The sequence below is a fragment of the Methylophilus sp. TWE2 genome (genome assembly GCF_001183865.1).
Lineage (GTDB): Bacteria > Pseudomonadota > Gammaproteobacteria > Burkholderiales > Methylophilaceae > Methylophilus.
In genome coordinates this window covers 1,709,583-1,727,599 of the sequence record NZ_CP012020.1, presented here as the reverse complement: position 1 = coordinate 1,727,599, position 18,017 = coordinate 1,709,583, and the positions used below count along the sequence as shown (strand labels likewise).

At 50.4% G+C, this 18,017-nt stretch carries 14 protein-coding genes; all 14 read left to right on the top strand.

Translation table 11 applies throughout. The annotated features are described in order from the left end of the window. Positions 1–46: 46 nt before the first annotated feature. A complete protein-coding gene (locus ACJ67_RS08305) occupies positions 47–2,923 on the top strand; it encodes a FimV/HubP family polar landmark protein (protein WP_049638672.1) in 2,877 nt (958 codons plus the stop codon). Positions 2,924–3,004: 81 nt separating this feature from the next. Beyond that, on the top strand, positions 3,005–3,796 hold the full coding sequence (truA, locus tag ACJ67_RS08300) for a tRNA pseudouridine(38-40) synthase TruA (protein ID WP_049638671.1): 792 nt from the start codon (positions 3,005–3,007) through the stop codon (positions 3,794–3,796). After that, positions 3,796–4,443, top strand: coding sequence for a phosphoribosylanthranilate isomerase (locus ACJ67_RS08295; RefSeq protein WP_049638670.1), 648 nt, complete (start codon positions 3,796–3,798; stop codon positions 4,441–4,443). The genes truA and ACJ67_RS08295 overlap by 1 nt, the downstream gene beginning before the upstream one ends. A gap of 22 nt (positions 4,444–4,465) precedes the next feature. Further along, on the top strand, positions 4,466–5,668 hold the full coding sequence (gene trpB, locus ACJ67_RS08290) for a tryptophan synthase subunit beta (RefSeq protein WP_018985133.1): 1,203 nt from the start codon (positions 4,466–4,468) through the stop codon (positions 5,666–5,668). 92 nt (positions 5,669–5,760) lie between these two features. Further along, the gene (trpA, locus tag ACJ67_RS08285; RefSeq protein WP_049638669.1) at positions 5,761–6,561 is read left to right on the top strand and encodes a tryptophan synthase subunit alpha; all 801 of its coding nucleotides are present in this window, start codon (positions 5,761–5,763) and stop codon (positions 6,559–6,561) included. 51 nt (positions 6,562–6,612) lie between these two features. Further along, positions 6,613–7,479, top strand: a complete 867-nt coding sequence (gene accD / locus ACJ67_RS08280) for an acetyl-CoA carboxylase, carboxyltransferase subunit beta (protein WP_049638668.1) — start codon at positions 6,613–6,615, stop codon at positions 7,477–7,479. Further along, positions 7,479–8,774 (top strand): bifunctional tetrahydrofolate synthase/dihydrofolate synthase, encoded by a 1,296-nt coding sequence (gene folC, locus ACJ67_RS08275; protein ID WP_082163970.1) that lies wholly within the window; start codon positions 7,479–7,481, stop codon positions 8,772–8,774. The genes accD and folC overlap by 1 nt, the downstream gene beginning before the upstream one ends. Before the next feature lie 47 nt (positions 8,775–8,821). Then, on the top strand, positions 8,822–9,598 hold the full coding sequence (locus ACJ67_RS08270; protein ID WP_049638667.1) for an SPOR domain-containing protein: 777 nt from the start codon (positions 8,822–8,824) through the stop codon (positions 9,596–9,598). Positions 9,599–9,604: 6 nt separating this feature from the next. Beyond that, positions 9,605–10,123: a CvpA family protein gene (locus ACJ67_RS08265; RefSeq protein ID WP_049638666.1), complete on the top strand. Its 519-nt coding sequence runs from the start codon at positions 9,605–9,607 to the stop codon at positions 10,121–10,123. Positions 10,124–10,154: 31 nt separating this feature from the next. Beyond that, entirely contained in the window at positions 10,155–11,690 is a 1,536-nt protein-coding gene (gene purF, locus ACJ67_RS08260; protein WP_049638665.1) for an amidophosphoribosyltransferase, read from the top strand. Positions 11,691–11,884: 194 nt separating this feature from the next. Next, positions 11,885–13,069: an O-succinylhomoserine sulfhydrylase gene (locus tag ACJ67_RS08255; RefSeq protein ID WP_049638664.1), complete on the top strand. Its 1,185-nt coding sequence runs from the start codon at positions 11,885–11,887 to the stop codon at positions 13,067–13,069. A gap of 181 nt (positions 13,070–13,250) precedes the next feature. After that, positions 13,251–15,821: a DNA gyrase subunit A gene (gene gyrA, locus ACJ67_RS08250; protein WP_049638663.1), complete on the top strand. Its 2,571-nt coding sequence runs from the start codon at positions 13,251–13,253 to the stop codon at positions 15,819–15,821. A gap of 8 nt (positions 15,822–15,829) precedes the next feature. Then, a complete protein-coding gene (gene serC / locus ACJ67_RS08245) occupies positions 15,830–16,909 on the top strand; it encodes a 3-phosphoserine/phosphohydroxythreonine transaminase (protein WP_049638662.1) in 1,080 nt (359 codons plus the stop codon). 23 nt (positions 16,910–16,932) lie between these two features. Beyond that, positions 16,933–18,015, top strand: coding sequence for a prephenate dehydratase (gene pheA, locus ACJ67_RS08240; RefSeq protein ID WP_049638661.1), 1,083 nt, complete (start codon positions 16,933–16,935; stop codon positions 18,013–18,015). Positions 18,016–18,017 lie beyond the last annotated feature (2 nt).

Below are 18,017 nucleotides of genomic sequence, written 5' to 3'. Positions count from 1 at the left end.
AATGATGCTATTTTGACAAACGCCATGAATTACTAAGGGTTAATCGGTGAGTAAATTTCAATTAAAAAAAATAGCCTTTGCCTTGAGTTTGAGTACAGCCTTTTCGGTGCACGCAGCCGGTTTAGGGACCATGATTTCCAGCTCAAAACTTGGGGAACCGCTGAATGCGGAAATTGAGCTATTGGCGGTGACGCCTAATGAACTGAATAGTATTCAGGCAGCGTTAGCCAGTGAACAGGTCTATCAGGACCAGATGCTGGAGAAACCGGCTTCTTACCCATTTATCAAGATTGAAGTTGGCAATAACACCAAAGGTCAGCCTGTACTCAAGTTAAGTAGTACGCAGCCAATTACCGAGGCTTTCCTAGACATGTTGATCCAGGTCGATTGGCCGACAGGTCGTCTGGTCAAAGAGTATACGCTTTTACTTGATCCTCCAGGTTTTAACTCCAATTATGTTTCCGAATCGGCTGGCTTGCCCATTGCCAGCCAGCCAGCACCATCCCCTAGTTCGATTCAACCTGCTACTCCAGCCACCCAAACGTTGCCAAAGGAGCCTGCTGCAATTGCGCCGAAAAAGTCGGCAAAGTCAGTCAAGGCAAAGGCCACCCCTAAAGAAACCCCTGAAACCACTGAGACCCCTTCGGATTCAGTGACCACAGAACGTGGCGATACCTTATATGCAATTGCCCGGCAGATGAAACCTGACAATATCAGCACCGAGCAAATGCTGGCTGCTTTGTATCAATCCAACCAGCAGGCATTTGATGGCAAGAACATGAACCGTCTAAAAGTTGGAAAGATTATTCGGATGCCTGATCAGGCCACTCTGGACAGTATCAGCCGACCGCAAGCCAGGAGCCTGGTCGCAGAGCACACGGCGAATTGGCTAGCTTACAAAAACACATTGGCTAAAGTGGTTAAAGAGTCTGAGCCAAGCAACATGGGCGGGAATGCCCAGCAATCGGCTGGCAAGATCGGCAGTGCAGGTGACAAGCCAGCCTCGCAAGCCAACGCTGGAAAAGATGTATTGAAGTTATCTGCGGGAGATGAGAAATCGACCTCACAGGCAGATAAGGCAGCTAGCAAAGCAACCGCTGCGCAGGAAGAGGCGACTGCCAAGGAAAATGCCATTAAAGAAGAGCAATCGCGTGCTGCGGCGCTAGAGAAGCAAGTTGCAGACATGAAGAAGCTCATGGAAATGAAGAATAACGCCATGGCGCAGGCTGAGAAAAATGCTGCGCAGGCGACCGAATCCCAAGCTGGGGTAAAAACAGAGCCTGCAACACAGGAAAAACCTGCGGAGCAAGCTCAAACGGCACCACCTCCAGAAGCACAGGATAAGCTTGCTGCTGAGCAGCCGCCAGCCAAGGCTGAGCCGCCAGTACCTGCAACCTTTGCGGAGGAGACTGGTCAACCGCCTTCATTTATGCATGTGTTGCTCGAGCGTCTGAAAAACATTAGCCCGGTATTGCCCTGGGCTTTGATCGCACTGCCAATATTGCTGTGTGTCTGGGCCTTGATCAGGATACGTCGTAAAAAACAGATTGATACGTTTGAAGACGTGATTGTGACCTCGCCAGCGACCGAGATGCAAAATAACACCGTATTTGGTGATACACAGGCTGCTGCTTCCGGCGATACTTCCTTCCTGACTGACTTCTCGCAAAGTGGCGTCGGAGGCATGATAGATTCGCATGATGTAGACCCGATTGCAGAAGCTGAAGTCTACATGGCATATGGCCGTGATGCTCAAGCTGAAGAAATCCTTAAGGATGCGATCCAGAAAGATCCAGAACGCCAGGAGCTCAAGTTGAAATTGCTTGAGATTTATCAGGCGACTGGCAATAAAGTCGCTTTTGAATCATTGGCCAGTGAGTTGTATGCCAAAGTAGGCCCGGCAGATGCTACCTGGTCCAAAGTGACCGCCATGGGCCAGAAAGTGGACCCGGAAAATCCGCTGTATGGTACGGTTTCCGCAGAAGATGCTAGTGCACAATTAGTACAGCCTGCTGTGATTGCAGCCGATGAAGCGCAAGCTGAAGAAGAGGGATATAACTTCAACTTTGAGGCGCCAGTACTGGAGTTTGATGAGGCTTCGCAAGCCGTCGCTGCTGCCAGCGCATCTGAGGAGCAAGCCTCGGATGAACGCAAGGAGGGTGTCGCTGCACAAAATGAGACGAATGAAGTCACTGGTTTGCAACCTGAAACTGAGACCACGAATGCACTCCAGGTTGAGCCATCGATTGATTTTGCGGATACACAGCCTGATGAGGCGCCGCGCGAGTTAGCATCATCTGCAGCTGAAGTTGCAGCAGAGCCGGAAGCTGAAGAACCTCTCCGTTTCGAAGTTGAGCCTTCTGGCCAAACCGTTTTGAATGATGATGTATCCATGGATGCTGATGTGGAGTTAACACCTAAGTCACTGGACTTGCCTTCATTGAACCTGGAGGATGATGTCAGTGTGGCTGAAACGAGTGCCAACAAGTCATTATCAATTGGCAGTGGAGAACAAACGCTCTCGACCGAAGATGCCGTTTTTGAGTCTTTACCAGAGTTGTCACTAGAGCTGGGTGGTCCAAAAGATACAACGAAGCAGGCGTCTGATGATGACGTATTGGATATTGATGAGATCAACCTGGCATCTCCAGTCGAGTCTTTAAATGAAGTCGCACCACCTGCAGCTACTTCGGACGAAGTTGCATTTCCAGAGATTTCTCTTGATGTCGCCGATACCTCAGCTACAAGCCTAGAGATACCGGAAGATGAGCCGGAAGAAGTGAATACCAAGCTGGACTTGATCCAGGCATACATAGATATGGAAGATGCCATCGGTGCCAAGGAACTGATTGAGGAGGTGCTGGCCGAAGGAGGCGAGCGTCAGCGACAGCGCGCCAACGAGTTGCTCTCTAAAATTGCGTAACACAAGGCCGGGATTTCCGGCCTTGTTTATTTTTAACTGTTGCATTAGGTGTTATTGCATGCAGCACTTATACTAGGCGCCATGAAAATTGCGATTGGCATTGAATATCACGGCGCCTATTTTCAAGGGTGGCAAAGCCAGCCGAATGCCGCAGGTGTTCAGGATGCCCTGGAAAGGGCGATAGCGCAGGTGGGGGGCAAGCCTGTGCGATTACACGCTGCTGGACGGACCGACACTGGCGTGCATGCATTGATGCAAGTGGCACATTTTGAAACTTCCGTGGTCAGACCATTAAGTGCCTGGATACGCGGCACGAATGCCCATTTGCCCGCATGGGTACGGGTATTGTGGGCAAATGAGGTGGCGGATGATTTCCATGCCCGGTTTAGTGCCCGCGCCCGCAGCTATCAATATATATTGTTTAACCATCCAGTTGCCCCCGCTAGCCAGCACGGCCGTGTAGGCTGGTATCATAGGCCGCTTAATACTGATGTGATGCAACTAGCCATTCAGTTACTGGTCGGTGAACATGATTTTAGTGCTTTTCGCGCCAGCGAGTGCCAGGCAAGCAGTCCGGTACGAACTATGCAGCGGGCGGATGTTATCCAGCATGGCAGATACTTCATTTTCAGTTTTCGGGCAAATGCGTTTTTGCAGCACCAGATTCGTAATATGGTGGGCGCGTTAGTCTATGTCGGACAGGGCAAGCTCAGTGTGAGTGGGTTTGCTGAGTTGCTTGAGCATAAGGACAGGCGACTTTCACCACCCACATTTATGCCCGATGGTTTGTATTTCACCGGTGTCGATTACGATGCTGGCTGGCAATTACCTCATTGCGAGGCGCGCTGGGATGAGGGAAATCAGGATATTTGATGACAAGAACCAGAGTTAAAATTTGTGGTATCACACGTCAGCAGGATGCATTAGAAGCGATTAGTGCAGGTGCAGATGCGTTAGGGTTTGTGTTTTATGCCCCTAGCCCACGTGCTGTCCTGCCCGCTCAGGTGCAGGCGATCACGGTGATGTTGCCGCCATTCGTCAGCAAAGTCGGTTTGTTTGTGAATGCTACAGCCAGTGAAGTGCGTGAGGCGATCGTGATCGCAGGCCTGGATTGTTTGCAGTTTCACGGGGATGAGTCTGCGGACTATTGCGCGCAATTTAATCTGCCATATTACAAAGCAATCCGCGTCAAACCAGGGGTAAATTTGATACAATGCGAGCTTGATTTTGCATCGGCGACAGCATTATTGCTGGATACCTATTCAGAAAAAGCGGTAGGTGGAACAGGAGAGGCCTTTGACTGGTCAATGATCCCGGCTGGTATGCAAAAGCCGCTAGTTCTGGCTGGTGGTTTGAATCCTGATAATGTGACCCAGGCCATGCTTCAGGTACGCCCTTATGCTTTGGATGTCAGTGGTGGTGTTGAGGCAGAAAAGGGAATTAAATCCTCACAAAAAATAGCTGCATTCATGCAGCAGGTGATGCAGTGTGATGCTGCACGTAATGGGTGGTTAGAGTAACAAACGAGAGACGGAGTAACGCATGAAAGTCTATGACATGCCTGATGAGCGCGGCCATTTTGGCCCTTTCGGCGGCGTTTTTGTTGCAGAAACCTTGGTGGAAGCCTTGGAAGAACTGCGCGTGATGTATGAAAAATATCGTCATGATCCTGAATTCCTGGCTGAGTTCGCTTACGACCTCAAGCATTTTGTTGGACGACCCAGCCCGATTTATCATGCCAAGCGTCTGTCAGAAAAAGTGGGGGGTGCGCAAATTTATCTTAAGCGCGAAGATTTAAACCACACCGGTGCGCATAAAATCAATAATACAATCGGCCAGGCTTTACTGGCCAAGCGCATGGGTAAGCCTCGCGTTATCGCCGAAACGGGTGCCGGCCAGCATGGCGTGGCAACGGCCACGATTGCTGCACGTTTAGGCCTGGAATGTGTTGTCTATATGGGTGCAGAAGACGTCAAGCGCCAGGCGCCGAATGTCTTCCGCATGAAGCTGTTGGGTGCCACAGTAGTCCCCGTCGAAAGTGGTTCCAAAACTCTGAAAGACGCATTGAATGAAGCCATGCGTGACTGGGTCACCAATATCTCTAATACTTTCTACATTATCGGTACTGTGGCAGGCCCACATCCTTATCCGATGATGGTGCGTGATTTCCAGGCGGTGATTGGCATTGAAGCCAAAGAGCAAATGCAGGAAATGATAGGCCGACAGCCAGATGCCGTGGTGGCCTGTGTTGGCGGTGGTTCAAACGCCATGGGTATTTTCTATCCTTACATTGATGTCGAAGGAGTACGCCTGATAGGTGTAGAGGCTGGCGGACATGGACTGCATACCGGCCAGCATGCGGCGCCACTGACCGCAAATAGTCCGATTGGTGTGTTGCATGGTAACCGTACTTACCTCATGCAGGACGAGGATGGCAATATCATCGAGACGCATTCGATTTCTGCAGGTCTTGATTATCCGGGCGTAGGTCCTGAGCATGCCTGGTTAAAAGATATCAAGCGTGCTGAATATGTGGCCATTACCGATGATGAGGCCATGGCGGCCTTTCATAATCTGTGCCGTACTGAAGGCATTATTCCTGCTATGGAAACTAGTCATGCACTGGCACATGCCGAGAAAATGGCAAAAACCATGTCCCCAGACCAGGTCGTTCTGGTGAACTTGTCTGGTCGTGGTGATAAAGACATTAATACGGTGGCACGCCTGGCTAACATTACACTGTGACGCTGATACGCCTGCCGATCTGAGGGGTGAGTTCATCGTTCGGCAGGGTGGCAAAACACGTCATTATTTGAGTTCATTAAAAAAATATTCTTATGTCACGCATTCAATCTGTATTTTCTGCACTCAAAGCGCAAGGTAAAAAGGCGCTGATTCCGTATATCACAGCAGGTGACCCGGATCCTGACCAAACAGTGACGTTGATGCATACGTTGGTCAGTTCCGGGGCAGACATGATTGAGCTTGGCGTCCCGTTTTCTGACCCGATGGCTGACGGCCCTGTGATTCAGCGCGCCAGCGAGCGCGCCCTGATGCATAAAATGGGCCTGCGCAAGGTCCTGGAAATGGTGAAAACCTTCCGTGAAACCAATCAAAACACGCCGATTGTGCTGATGGGCTATGCCAATCCCATAGAGGCGATGGGGAGTGCGAAATTTGTAGCCTTGGCTAAAGAGGCGGGGGTAGATGGCGTGCTGACGGTGGATTATCCACCAGAAGAGTGCGAAGCATTTAACCGCGAGCTCGCCGATGCGGGAATGGATAGCATTTTCCTGTTGTCGCCTACGACAGAACCATCGCGTACAGACTTGATTGTGAAACAGGCAACGGGCTTTCTTTACTATGTTTCCCTCAAGGGCGTGACGGGTGCTGCCAACCTGGATATTACTGAAGTTAAAAAGCGTGTCGCTGAGATTCGCAAGCAAACCAGCCTGCCAATTGGCGTAGGTTTTGGTGTGAAAGACGCTGCGACAGCCCGTGAAGTGGCTGCGATTGCTGATGCGGTGGTGGTGGGTAGCCGTATGGTGCTGGCGATTGAGGGGTCGGATGCAAATAATCTGATCAATAATGTGCAGGCATTAATGAAGGAATTGCGTACTGCGATTGATTCCGTATAGTCCGCCAAGAGCGAAACTATACCTCATCGCAATATTTAAGCAGGAGAGATTATGAGTTGGTTAGACAAGATTCCACAAAAGATTAAACGCGCCGTTGGCTCCGTACAGAAGCGCAATGTGCCTGAGGGGCTGTGGCATAAATGCGATTCCTGCCAGACGGTTCTTTACCGGACAGATCTGGATGCCAACCTGGAGGTGTGTCCTCAATGTGGACATCACCATCGTTTGGGTGCGCGTGATCGTCTCAATGTACTGCTTGATGCAGAAGGACGTGTTGAGATTGGGGCCGATGTCACGCCAGTGGATGCGTTGAAGTTCAAGGATAGTAAAACTTATGCTGAGCGTATGAAAGCTGCACAGCGTGATGTAAAAGAAAAAGATGCACTGATTGTCATGCGCGGTACGATAGAAAGCGTGCCTGTGGTCGCCGCGGTGTTTGAATTCAAGTTCATGGGTGGTTCCATGGGGTCTGTGGTCGGTGAGCGTTTTGTGCGCGGCGTGCAGGCAGCAATCGAGAATAAATGTGCATTTATCTGTATTTCTGCCAGTGGCGGTGCGCGTATGCAGGAAGGGCTTTTGTCATTGATGCAAATGGCTAAAACCAGTGCGGCATTGACCAAATTGTCTGAGGCCGGACTACCTTATGTTTCCGTGCTGACTGATCCGACTATGGGTGGCGTGTCTGCCAGTTTTGCCATGCTTGGCGATGTGATTGTGGCTGAGCCGAATGCGCTAATTGGTTTTGCCGGGCCGCGCGTGATTGAGCAGACCGTTCGCGAAACTTTGCCGGAGGGTTTTCAGCGCGCAGAATTCCTGCTGACGCACGGTGCCATTGATATGATCATAGACCGCCGTGAAATGCGTGCAAAACTGAGTCAGTTATTGTCCAGCTTGTTGAATCTAACCAAAGCTGCCTGATGCCACCTGTGATACCCGAGCTGCCAAAAACCGTTGAAGACTGGCTCGGTTACATCGAATCGCTGCATCCCAAATCCATTGAAATGGGTTTGGGCCGTGTACAAACTGTCGCAAACCGCTTGCAATTGAAATTTCCCTTTACCGTCATTACTGTCGGGGGGACCAATGGTAAAGGATCGACTTGTGCCATGCTTGAGCGTATTTACACTTTGTCCGGTTACCGCGTTGGTTGTTACACCTCCCCGCATCTCTTGCATTATCAGGAACGCGTGCGCTTCAATGGCGAAGAAATCGCGGATAAGCAATTATGTGACGCGTTTGCTGCGGTAGAGCAAGCGCGTGCTGATATCACGCTGACTTATTTTGAGATGGGTACCTTGGCCGCATTGTGGGCCTTTGAACAAGAACCTCTTGATGTCGTAGTGCTTGAAGTTGGTTTGGGCGGGCGTCTGGATGCGGTAAATATCGTCGATGCGGATTGTGCCATCGTGACCAATGTCGACCTGGATCATATGGAGTTCCTTGGCGATACGCGTGAATTGATTGGTCATGAAAAAGCAGGCATCTATCGCCCGCAGCAGATAGCTATTTGCGGTGATGCCCATCCTCCCGCCTCTTTGTTGCTGTATGCCCGCTCCCTGGGAGTGACATTGAATCGCTTTGGAATCGATTACCAGATTGATGTCAGTGATACGCAAAAAGCCCACTATCGTGATGCGCACGGTCAACTGGATATTGGCAGCTTAAGTTTGTTTGGCCGATATCAATGGAACAATGCCGCCAATGTGATGTTTGCCGTGCGCTCACTGCATGACAGATTGCCCGTGGCAGAAGCGCAGCTATTACAGGCACTGACTGGGACAGAGGTGACCGGCAGGTTCCAGTATTGGCACCGCTCACCTGATGTGATTCTGGATGTGGCGCATAACCCCCATGCTGCCCGTGCCTTGCGCGATAATTTGCAGCGCCTCAGCGTAGAAGGTGGAAAAGTGATTGCCGTGTTTTCCATGCTGTCTGACAAAGATATCGCCAGCGTGGTAGATATTTTGCATAATGCGATTGATGAGTGGCATGTTGCACCTATACAGCATCCTCGCGCCGCCAGCATAGACTTCCTGCAAGCCTGTTTAAGCCCATATGTTTCTCCCCAACATATTTACCCGTATGCTGATTTGGCCGCTGCATTACAGTCTGCTTATAAAAAGGCTGCAAAAAATGATAAAATCATTGTGTTCGGTTCATTCTTTACGGTGGCCGCGATACTGGAATTAACGCCTGATCAGTGGGCCTTGTAAAGGCTGTCCTGTTTGCGCATTGACCTGAGTGAGAACTTCAAAACATTATGGCTAGAGATGCTGTGACCGACAACGAACTGTTGCTCAAAAAAACCGCTCGCAGGCGGTTGGTAGGGGCAATTGCCCTGGTGGTCCTGATGTTGATTATCCTGCCTTTTGTGCTTAAAGACAGAGTGGTCGAATCCAGTCACGACAATGTTGAAATCACGGTTGTTAACCGCCAGGCCAATCGTGAACCCATCCTTGAGTTACCCGATGATGAGGTGGTCATCGATAACGAAATAGCCTCTGCTGCCAATACACCAAACACACCCCAGGCTGCACAGGTGGCTGAAGCCCATATCGAAGACGCTGCAACGCCAGCAAACACTGTGGCCGCTGAGCCGCAAAAACTCGCTAAAGTAGAGGCGCCCAAGCCAGTCGTGATGCCAGAACCACCAGCGCCAACCAAGCATGTGACTGTTGAACCCAAAGTTGAACCCAAAGTTGAACCCAAAGTTGAACCCAAAGTTGAACCCAAAGTTGAACCCAAAGTTGAACCCAAAGTTGCGCCGGCCAAACCTAAAGAAGAGCCAGCAGCATCCGATAAAAAAAGTGGTAAGTTTTTTGTGCAGTTTGGCGTTTTTTCAGATCCCAAGAACTTGGAAAATCTGCAATCCAAACTGAAGCAGGCCGGGTTTGAAACTGCCACTGAAAGTGTAGATGCCGCCGGGCAGAAGCTACGTTTGCGTACGCGCACTTACGCGACCCGCAATGAGGCTGCGGCAGCATTACAAAAACTGCAGGCAGCAGGGTTTAGCGGTATTGTGGCAACCAAGTCCTGATAGGTTATGACCATTTTTGATTACTTGGTACTGGGCATCATAGGTTTCTCTATTCTGGTGGGGCTGATGCGCGGAGCGATACATGAGCTTTTCTCTGTGCTGGGCTGGGTGCTGGCTTTTTATTTGGCCAACCGGTTTAACAGCCAAGTAATGCATTACATGCCTGAGCAAATCCCTGGTGAAGCGATTAAGGCCATGGCAGCTTTTTTAATCGTATTTTTACTGGTCCTGTTTGTCTGCGCCTTATGTGCTCTGTTGTTAACCACTCTCCTGAAAGCCATTGGTATGGGTGGTTTTAACAGGGTGCTTGGTGGGGTTGCTGGCACTGCCAAGGGTGTGCTGATTGTATGTATCCTGGCCATGCTGGCGGCCATGACTGATTTGCCAAAAGATATACGTTGGACAAATGCCATGCTCAGTGCCCCTGTAGAGGCACTGGTCTTGAAATTGCTCCCCTGGATGCCATCTAGTATTGCGGAGCACGTGCATTTGGACCAGCAGCCGGTAGATGAGTCTACTATTTAATTTGTAATCGAGTGTTTGATAGGATGTCACTATGTGTGGAATTATCGGTATTGTAGGCAAGAACCCGGTGAATCAGTTGCTCTACGATGGATTGCTGGTATTACAGCACCGTGGTCAGGATGCTGCTGGTATCGTCACCTGTGATGGCAACACTTTCCACATGCACAAAAATAATGGCCTGGTGAAGGATGTATTTCATACGCGCCACATGCGTAACTTAATCGGTAATGTGGGTATTGCCCATGTCCGTTACCCAACAGCTGGCTCTTCCAGTGCCGCTGAAGCGCAGCCTTTCTACGTCAATTCCCCATTCGGTATTGTATTGGGCCATAACGGCAACCTGACCAATTCAGAACAATTAAAATCCGAAATGTTCAGGCAGGATCTACGCCACATCAATACCAGTTCAGACTCCGAAGTATTGTTAAATGTGCTGGCACACGAAATTGAAGCTACCTCAAAAAGCGCGTTGCTGAACAGCGATATGGTGTTTGATGCTGTCGCTGGCGTACACAGGCGTTGCAAAGGCGCGTATGCGGTAGTGGCCATGATTGCCAACTTCGGTTTACTGGCCTTCCGTGACCCGCACGGCATTCGCCCATTGGTCATCGGCAAGCAAGAGACTGACAAAGGTACAGAGTATATTGTGGCTTCTGAGAGCGTAGCCCTCGATGTGTTGGGTTTTAGCATTGTGCGCGATGTAGAGCCAGGCGAAGCGGTGTTTATCGATATGGACGGCAACCTGTTTAGCCGCCAGTGCGCCGAAAATCCAAAGCTGACTTCCTGTATTTTTGAGTATGTGTATCTTGCCCGTCCTGATTCTGTCATCGACGGCGTCTCGGTGTACCAAACCCGTTTGGATATGGGCACCTTGCTGGCTGAAAAAATCAAGCGTGAATGGGCCGATAAGCAGATTGATGTGGTGATTCCTATTCCGGATACAAGCCGACCAAGTGCCTTGCAGTTAGGCATTGCCCTGGGGTTGGATTACCGTGAAGGCTTTATCAAGAACCGTTATATTGGCCGGACGTTTATCATGCCGGGTCAAGCCTTGCGCAAAAAATCCGTACGCCAGAAGCTGAACCCGATTGGTATTGAATTTAAAGGCAAGAATGTGCTGCTGGTCGATGACTCCATTGTGCGCGGTACGACTTCACAGCAAATTGTTCAGATGGCAAGAGATGCCGGCGCCAACAAGGTATATTTTGCCTCTGCGGCACCTCCGGTACGCTATCCAAATGTGTATGGCATCGATATGCCTAGCCGTCACGAACTGTTGGCCACCAATCGTACCGATGAAGAAATCTGTGCCGAAATTGGTGCGGATGCCTTGATTTACCAGGACCTCGATGCGTTGCGTGAAAGTATTACCAAGTCTAATCCTCACCTCCAGGAGTTTGATTGCAGCTGCTTTGATGGCAAATATGTCACTGGCGATATTGATGCTGCATATTTGAACCGGATTGAGTCTGCACGCAGTGATATGAGCAAAAAACAGTTGCCCCCAAACTCGACCACGCAACTTGATTTGAACCTGCTGTCTACAGATTTGGTGGGCGTGGAGTAAGACTTGACAGGCGCCTGCAAAAGGCGTTTAATGAAATTGCGCTGATTTGAGTGGCGAACTTTAAACGAAGCCAAACTCAGCTTGCGAGCGCATTATAAATTCCGCTAAAGCGAGAGCCCCAAAGACCCGTTTTAGCGCAATGCTAAAGCGGGTTTTTTATTGCCGTCCGTTTGCGGACAGAAGTTTGAGGAAACATGAACGATCAATACCATTTGGAAACGCTGGCAGTGCGGGCCGGCACACTCACCACCGAGTTTGGAGAGAACTCTGAAGCCTTGTTTTTAAATTCCAGTTTCCGCTTTAAAAGTGCGTCGCAGGCAGCGGCGCGTTTTGGGGGCACAGAACCAGGCAATATTTATTCACGATTTACCAATCCAACCGTGACCATGTTCCAAGACAAGCTGGCCGCCCTTGAAGGCGCAGAGCAGTGTGTGGCAACCGCGAGCGGTATGTCAGCGATTCTGGCGTGCATCATGGGTATTTGCAGCGCGGGCGACCATATTGTGGCGTCACGCAGTATTTTTGGAACAACCGTTCAATTATTTACCAATATCCTCAAACGCTGGGGGCTGGAGGTGACGCTGGTTTCCTTGACCGATGTCGAGGCCTGGAAAGCAGCAGCCAAACCCAATACCAAACTGTTTTTTGCTGAAACGCCGTCTAACCCTTTGACTGAAGTCGGCGATATTGCCCAATTGGCTGAGGTGGCACATGCGGCTGGCGCCTATCTGACAGTAGATAACTGCTTTTGTACGCCAGCTTTGCAGCAACCCCTCAAGCTGGGCGCGGATATCGTCATTCATTCCGCCACCAAGTATATCGATGGTCAGGGTAGGGTGCTGGGTGGAGCTGTACTTGGCAGCAAGGCCATCATCGAGCCGGTGTATGCCTTTTTGCGCACTGCTGGCGTGACCATGAGCGCATTTAATGCTTGGGTATTCGTGAAAGGTCTTGAAACCTTGCAGGTGCGTATGGAAGCGCATGCTGCCCGTGCCTTGGCATTGGCCCAATGGCTTGAACAGCAGCCTGGCGTTGAGCGCGTGTATTACCCAGGTTTACCCTCACACCCGCAATATGCGCTGGCGCAAAAGCAACAGCGCTTGGGTGGGGGTATCGTGACATTTGAGGTCAAGCCGCGTGCTGGGCAAACTGCACAGGAGGCAGCGTGGGCTTTGATCGATGCGACGCGCCTGATTTCGATTACGGCCAACCTGGGCGACGCCAAGTCAACTATCACGCACCCGGCGACCACTACGCATAGCCGCGTCACTGCCGAGGCACGGGCTGAAGCGGGCATTAAGGATAATCTGGTGAGAATTGCGGTGGGCTTGGAACATATTGAAGATTTGAAAGCGGATTTGCAACTGCTGACACAGTGATTTACTGCTGCACGGTTTATTAATCTTTGAGGGAGCATTCTTGCTCCCTTTGTTTTTTCTGGCGGTCTAGCTGATCCTCCACGCTTCTTGTAATCAGTTTCTTGACCGCGATTTGCCGAGCGGGATTGCGCTAGATATGCTAAAATCAGGTGATAACTTTTAACTATAATTTGGGTCAAGAATGAGTCAGTCTCCAGATCAATTTGCTAAAGAAACCCTGCCTATCAGTTTAGAAGACGAGATGCGCCGTAGCTACCTCGATTACGCCATGAGCGTGATTGTAGGTCGTGCGCTTCCCGATGTTCGTGATGGTCTCAAGCCAGTACACAGGCGCGTGTTGTTCGCCATGCACGAGCTGTCTAATGATTACAACAAACCTTATAAAAAGTCAGCCCGTATTGTCGGTGACGTGATCGGTAAGTATCACCCGCACGGCGATACTGCGGTGTATGACACCATCGTGCGTATGGCGCAGGATTTCTCTTTGCGCTACATGCTGGTCGATGGCCAGGGTAACTTTGGTTCTGTCGACGGCGATAATGCGGCGGCGATGCGATATACCGAAATCCGTATGTCCAAGATCGCGCATGAATTGCTGGCGGATATTGAAAAAGAGACCGTAGACTTTGGCCCTAACTACGATGGCAGCGAGCAAGAGCCGCTGATCATGCCAACGCGTATTCCTAACCTGCTGATTAACGGTAGCTCGGGTATCGCAGTGGGCATGGCAACCAATATCCCGCCACACAACCTGAATGAAGTGCTCAACGCCTGTTTTGCACTGCTCAAGAACCCCGAAATCAGTGTGGATGAGTTGATTGAATTTATCCCGGCGCCAGACTTCCCGACTGCCGGTATTATTTACGGCACGGCTGGCGTCAAAGAGGGCTATCGTACTGGTCGTGGCCGTGTAGTGATGCGTGGTCGCACCCACTTTGAAGACCTGGAAAAAGGGGGGCGCCAATCGATCATCATTGATGAGTTACCGTATCAGGTCAACAAAAAGACCCTGATTGAAAAAATTGCCGAGCTGGTCAACGAGAAAAAGATCGAAGGTATTTCTGACCTGCGCGACGAGTCTGACAAGTCCGGTATGCGCGTGGTCATTGAACTCAAGCGCGGCGAAGTCCCAGAGGTCATTTTAAATAACCTCTACAAGCAAACTCAGCTGCAAGATACCTTCGGCATGAATATGGTAGCCTTGATGGATGGCCAGCCACGCTTGCTGAACCTCAAGCAAATGCTAGAGGCTTTCTTGCGTCACCGCCGCGAAGTTGTGACACGGAGAACCGTGTTCGAGCTGCGCAAAGCGCGAGATCGTGGTCATGTGCTCGAAGGCCTAGCGGTGGCATTGGCCAACGTTGACGAGATGATTGCCATCATCAAAGCCGCGCCAACCCCGCCGGAAGCGAAAAAAGAATTGATGGCCCGTAGCTGGAATTCTCCAGTGGTTGAGGAAATGCTTAAACGTGCGGCGATGGAAGCTTCGCGCCCGGAAGGTTTGTCAGTCGATTTTGGCCTGACACCGCAAGGCTACAAACTGTCTGATGTACAGGCGCAGGAAATCCTGCAAATGCGTTTGCAACGCTTGACTGGCCTGGAACAAGACAAGATCGTCAACGAATACAAAGAGGTGATGGATATCATTGCTGATTTACTGGATATCCTGGCAAAACCTGAGCGCGTCACGGCGATCATTGTCGAAGAGTTGAACGAAATCCAGAAACAGTTTGGTGACAAGCGTCGTTCTGAAATCGAGCAAAACACACAAGATTTATCGCTGGAAGACCTGATCACGCCTCAGGATGTGGTGGTGACGCTCTCGCATACCGGCTATGTTAAATCGCAGCCTCTCGATGAATACCGTGCGCAAAAACGTGGTGGCCGCGGTAAACAGGCAGCTGCGACCAAAGAAGATGACTTTATCGACAAGATGTTTGTGGCCAATACCCATGATTACATCCTGTGTTTCAGCAGCCGTGGCCGCGTATACTGGCTCAAGGTGTATGAAGTGCCACAAGGCAGCCGCGTCAGCCGCGGTAAGCCGATTGTGAATCTGTTCCCACTGGAAGAGGGCGAAAAAATCAATGCCATCCTGCCAGTCAAAGAGTTTGATGAAAATCATTATGTGTTTATGGCCACGGCCATGGGCACGGTCAAGAAAACCTCTTTGGTTGAGTTCTCCAATCCGCGTAAATCCGGCATTATTGCGATTAACCTGGACGAGGGGGATTATCTGATCGGTGCAGAAGTCACCAATGGCCAGAACGATATCGTGCTGGTTTCCAATGGCGGTAAAGCGGTCTGGTTTACTGAAGATGATGTACGCCCGATGGGCCGTGCAACCCGCGGTGTGCGTGGCATGAAACTGGCTGCCAAACAGCAGGTATTGTCCTTGCTCATTGCAGAGAATGACCAGCAATCTGTGTTGGTCGCGACCGAAAACGGCTACGGCAAGCGTACGGTCTTGTCTGAGTTCCGTCATTCTGGCCGTGGTACGCAAGGCGTGAAGGCGATTGCGATCAGTGAGCGTAATGGCCTGGCGATTGCGGCAAAACTGGTGACCGCAGAAGACGAAATTATGCTGATTACCACCGGTGGTGTGCTGATCCGTACCCGCGTGAAGGAAATCCGCGATATGGGCCGTGCCGCACAAGGCGTGACCCTCATTAATTTGGGTGAAGGTGAAAAATTATCCGGTCTGGAGAAAATTGTAGAGACCGACGATGATGGTGATGACAGCGAAGAATAAACAGACGCATGAAACAGATTTTTAATTTTTCTGCCGGTCCGGCAGTCTTGCCAAAGCCAGTTCTTGAACGCGCTCAGGCAGAAATGCTCGATTGGCATGGCTCAGGCATGAGCGTGATGGAAATGTCGCATCGCGGCAAGGAATTCACCAGTATCCTGGAAAAAACTGAAGCCGATTTGCGTCAGTTGATGGCGATTCCGGCCAATTACAAAGTCTTATTCCTGCAAGGCGGCGCCATCGGAGAAAACGCGATCATTCCCATGAATTTGCTCAACGGCAAGTCAGCGGATTACGTAGTCACTGGTTCGTGGAGCAAACGTAGCGTACAGGACGCCAAAGCCTACGGACAGATCAATGTTGCAGCTTCAGCAGAAGCTGATGGGTTTACCCATGTGCCGCCATTTTCTGAATGGCAGTTGAATAAAGATGCTGCCTACGTACACTACTGCACGAACGAAACGATCAATGGCGTTGAGTTTTTGGATGTGCCGGAAACCCATGGTGTTCCTATTGTGGCGGATATGTCTTCCCATATCTTGTCGCGCCCGGTAGATGTCTCCAAATATGGCGTGATTTATGGTGGCGCACAGAAAAATATCGGCCCGGCTGGCTTATGCCTGGTGATTGTGCGTGAAGATTTGTTGGATCGAGCATCGCCATTAACGCCAGCGGTTTTTCACTGGAAAACCCAGGCCGAAAATCAAAGCATGATCAATACGCCGCCTACTTACAGCATCTATATTGCGGGGCTGGTTTTTGAGTGGTTACTGGCGCAAGGCGGCGTGGAAGCCATTGAGAAAATCAATATTGCCAAAGCCAATCTGCTGTATGACTATTTGGATCAAACGGATTTTTATTACAATCCGATTCAACGTGCCTATCGTTCCCGCATGAATATCCCGTTCAGATTGCGTGATGAAGCCCTGAACGAACTGTTTTTGAAAGCAGCCGATACCCGCGGCCTGTTGCAACTCAAAGGTCACCGCTCGGTGGGGGGCATGCGAGCCAGTATCTATAACGCCATGCCTCTTGAAGGCGTTAAAGCATTGGTTGAATTCATGCAGGAATTTGAAAAAAGCAATTCATAAAATACACGAATATTAAACTTTAAATGTCTGATTTATTAAAACAATTTAGAGATAAGATTGACGCGATTGATGTGCAGATTCTAGCGCTCGTCAATGAGCGTGCCAAGCTGGCACGTGAAATCGGCCATTTAAAGGATGATGGTGTGATTTATCGTCCTGAGCGTGAAGCGCAGATTATTCGCCGCTTGCAAGCAGAAAATGAAGGGCCGCTGTCACCGGAGGCAGTTAGCCATATTTTTCGGGCGGTCATGTCCAATTGCCGTGCTTTGGAAAAAGAGCTTGCGATTGCTTTTCTGGGCCCACTGGGCACCTACAGTGAAGAAGCCGCACTCAAGCAGTTTGGTGAAGGCCGCCAGGCGGTTGTTTGCGGCAGTATTGATGAAGTTTTTCGTACCGTTGAGGCAGGTCAGGCCGATTATGGCGTCGTTCCTGTAGAAAACTCCACCGAAGGCGCGGTTGGTATTACCCTGGACTTGTTATTAGCCAGTGCATTACAAGTGGTAGGCGAGGTGACTTTACCGGTCCATCATTGCCTGTTATCTGCGCAGCAGGATCTTCAACAGATTACGCATGTGTTTTCTCACGCACAGTCTTTGTCGCAATGTCATGAATGGCTAAACAAAGTGTTACCGAGTGCACAACGTGAGGCAGTGACGAGCAACGCACGTGCTGCACAGATGATTCATGAGCTTGTTGCCACGCAAGGTACGTTTGCTGCGGCGATTGCCAGCAAGCGTGCTGCCGAGTTGTTTGACCTCAATATCCTGGCTGAAAATATTGAAGATGACCCGAAAAATACCACGCGTTTTCTGGTGTTGGGTAATCATGGCGTTGCGCCTTCAGGTCAGGATAAGACATCCTTGGTCATGAGCGCGCATAACAAACCAGGTGCCGTCCTGCAATTGCTGGAGCCCTTGTCGCGACACGGTGTGAGCATGACCAAGCTGGAGTCGCGGCCATCGCGCCAGAATCTGTGGAATTACGTTTTCTTTGTCGATATCGAAGGCCATCAACAGCAGCCTTCGGTGCAGGCAGCGCTCAAAGAGCTGGCCGAGCGCGCGACTTTCCTTAAAGTGTTGGGTTCTTACCCAGCCGCCATCATTTAATT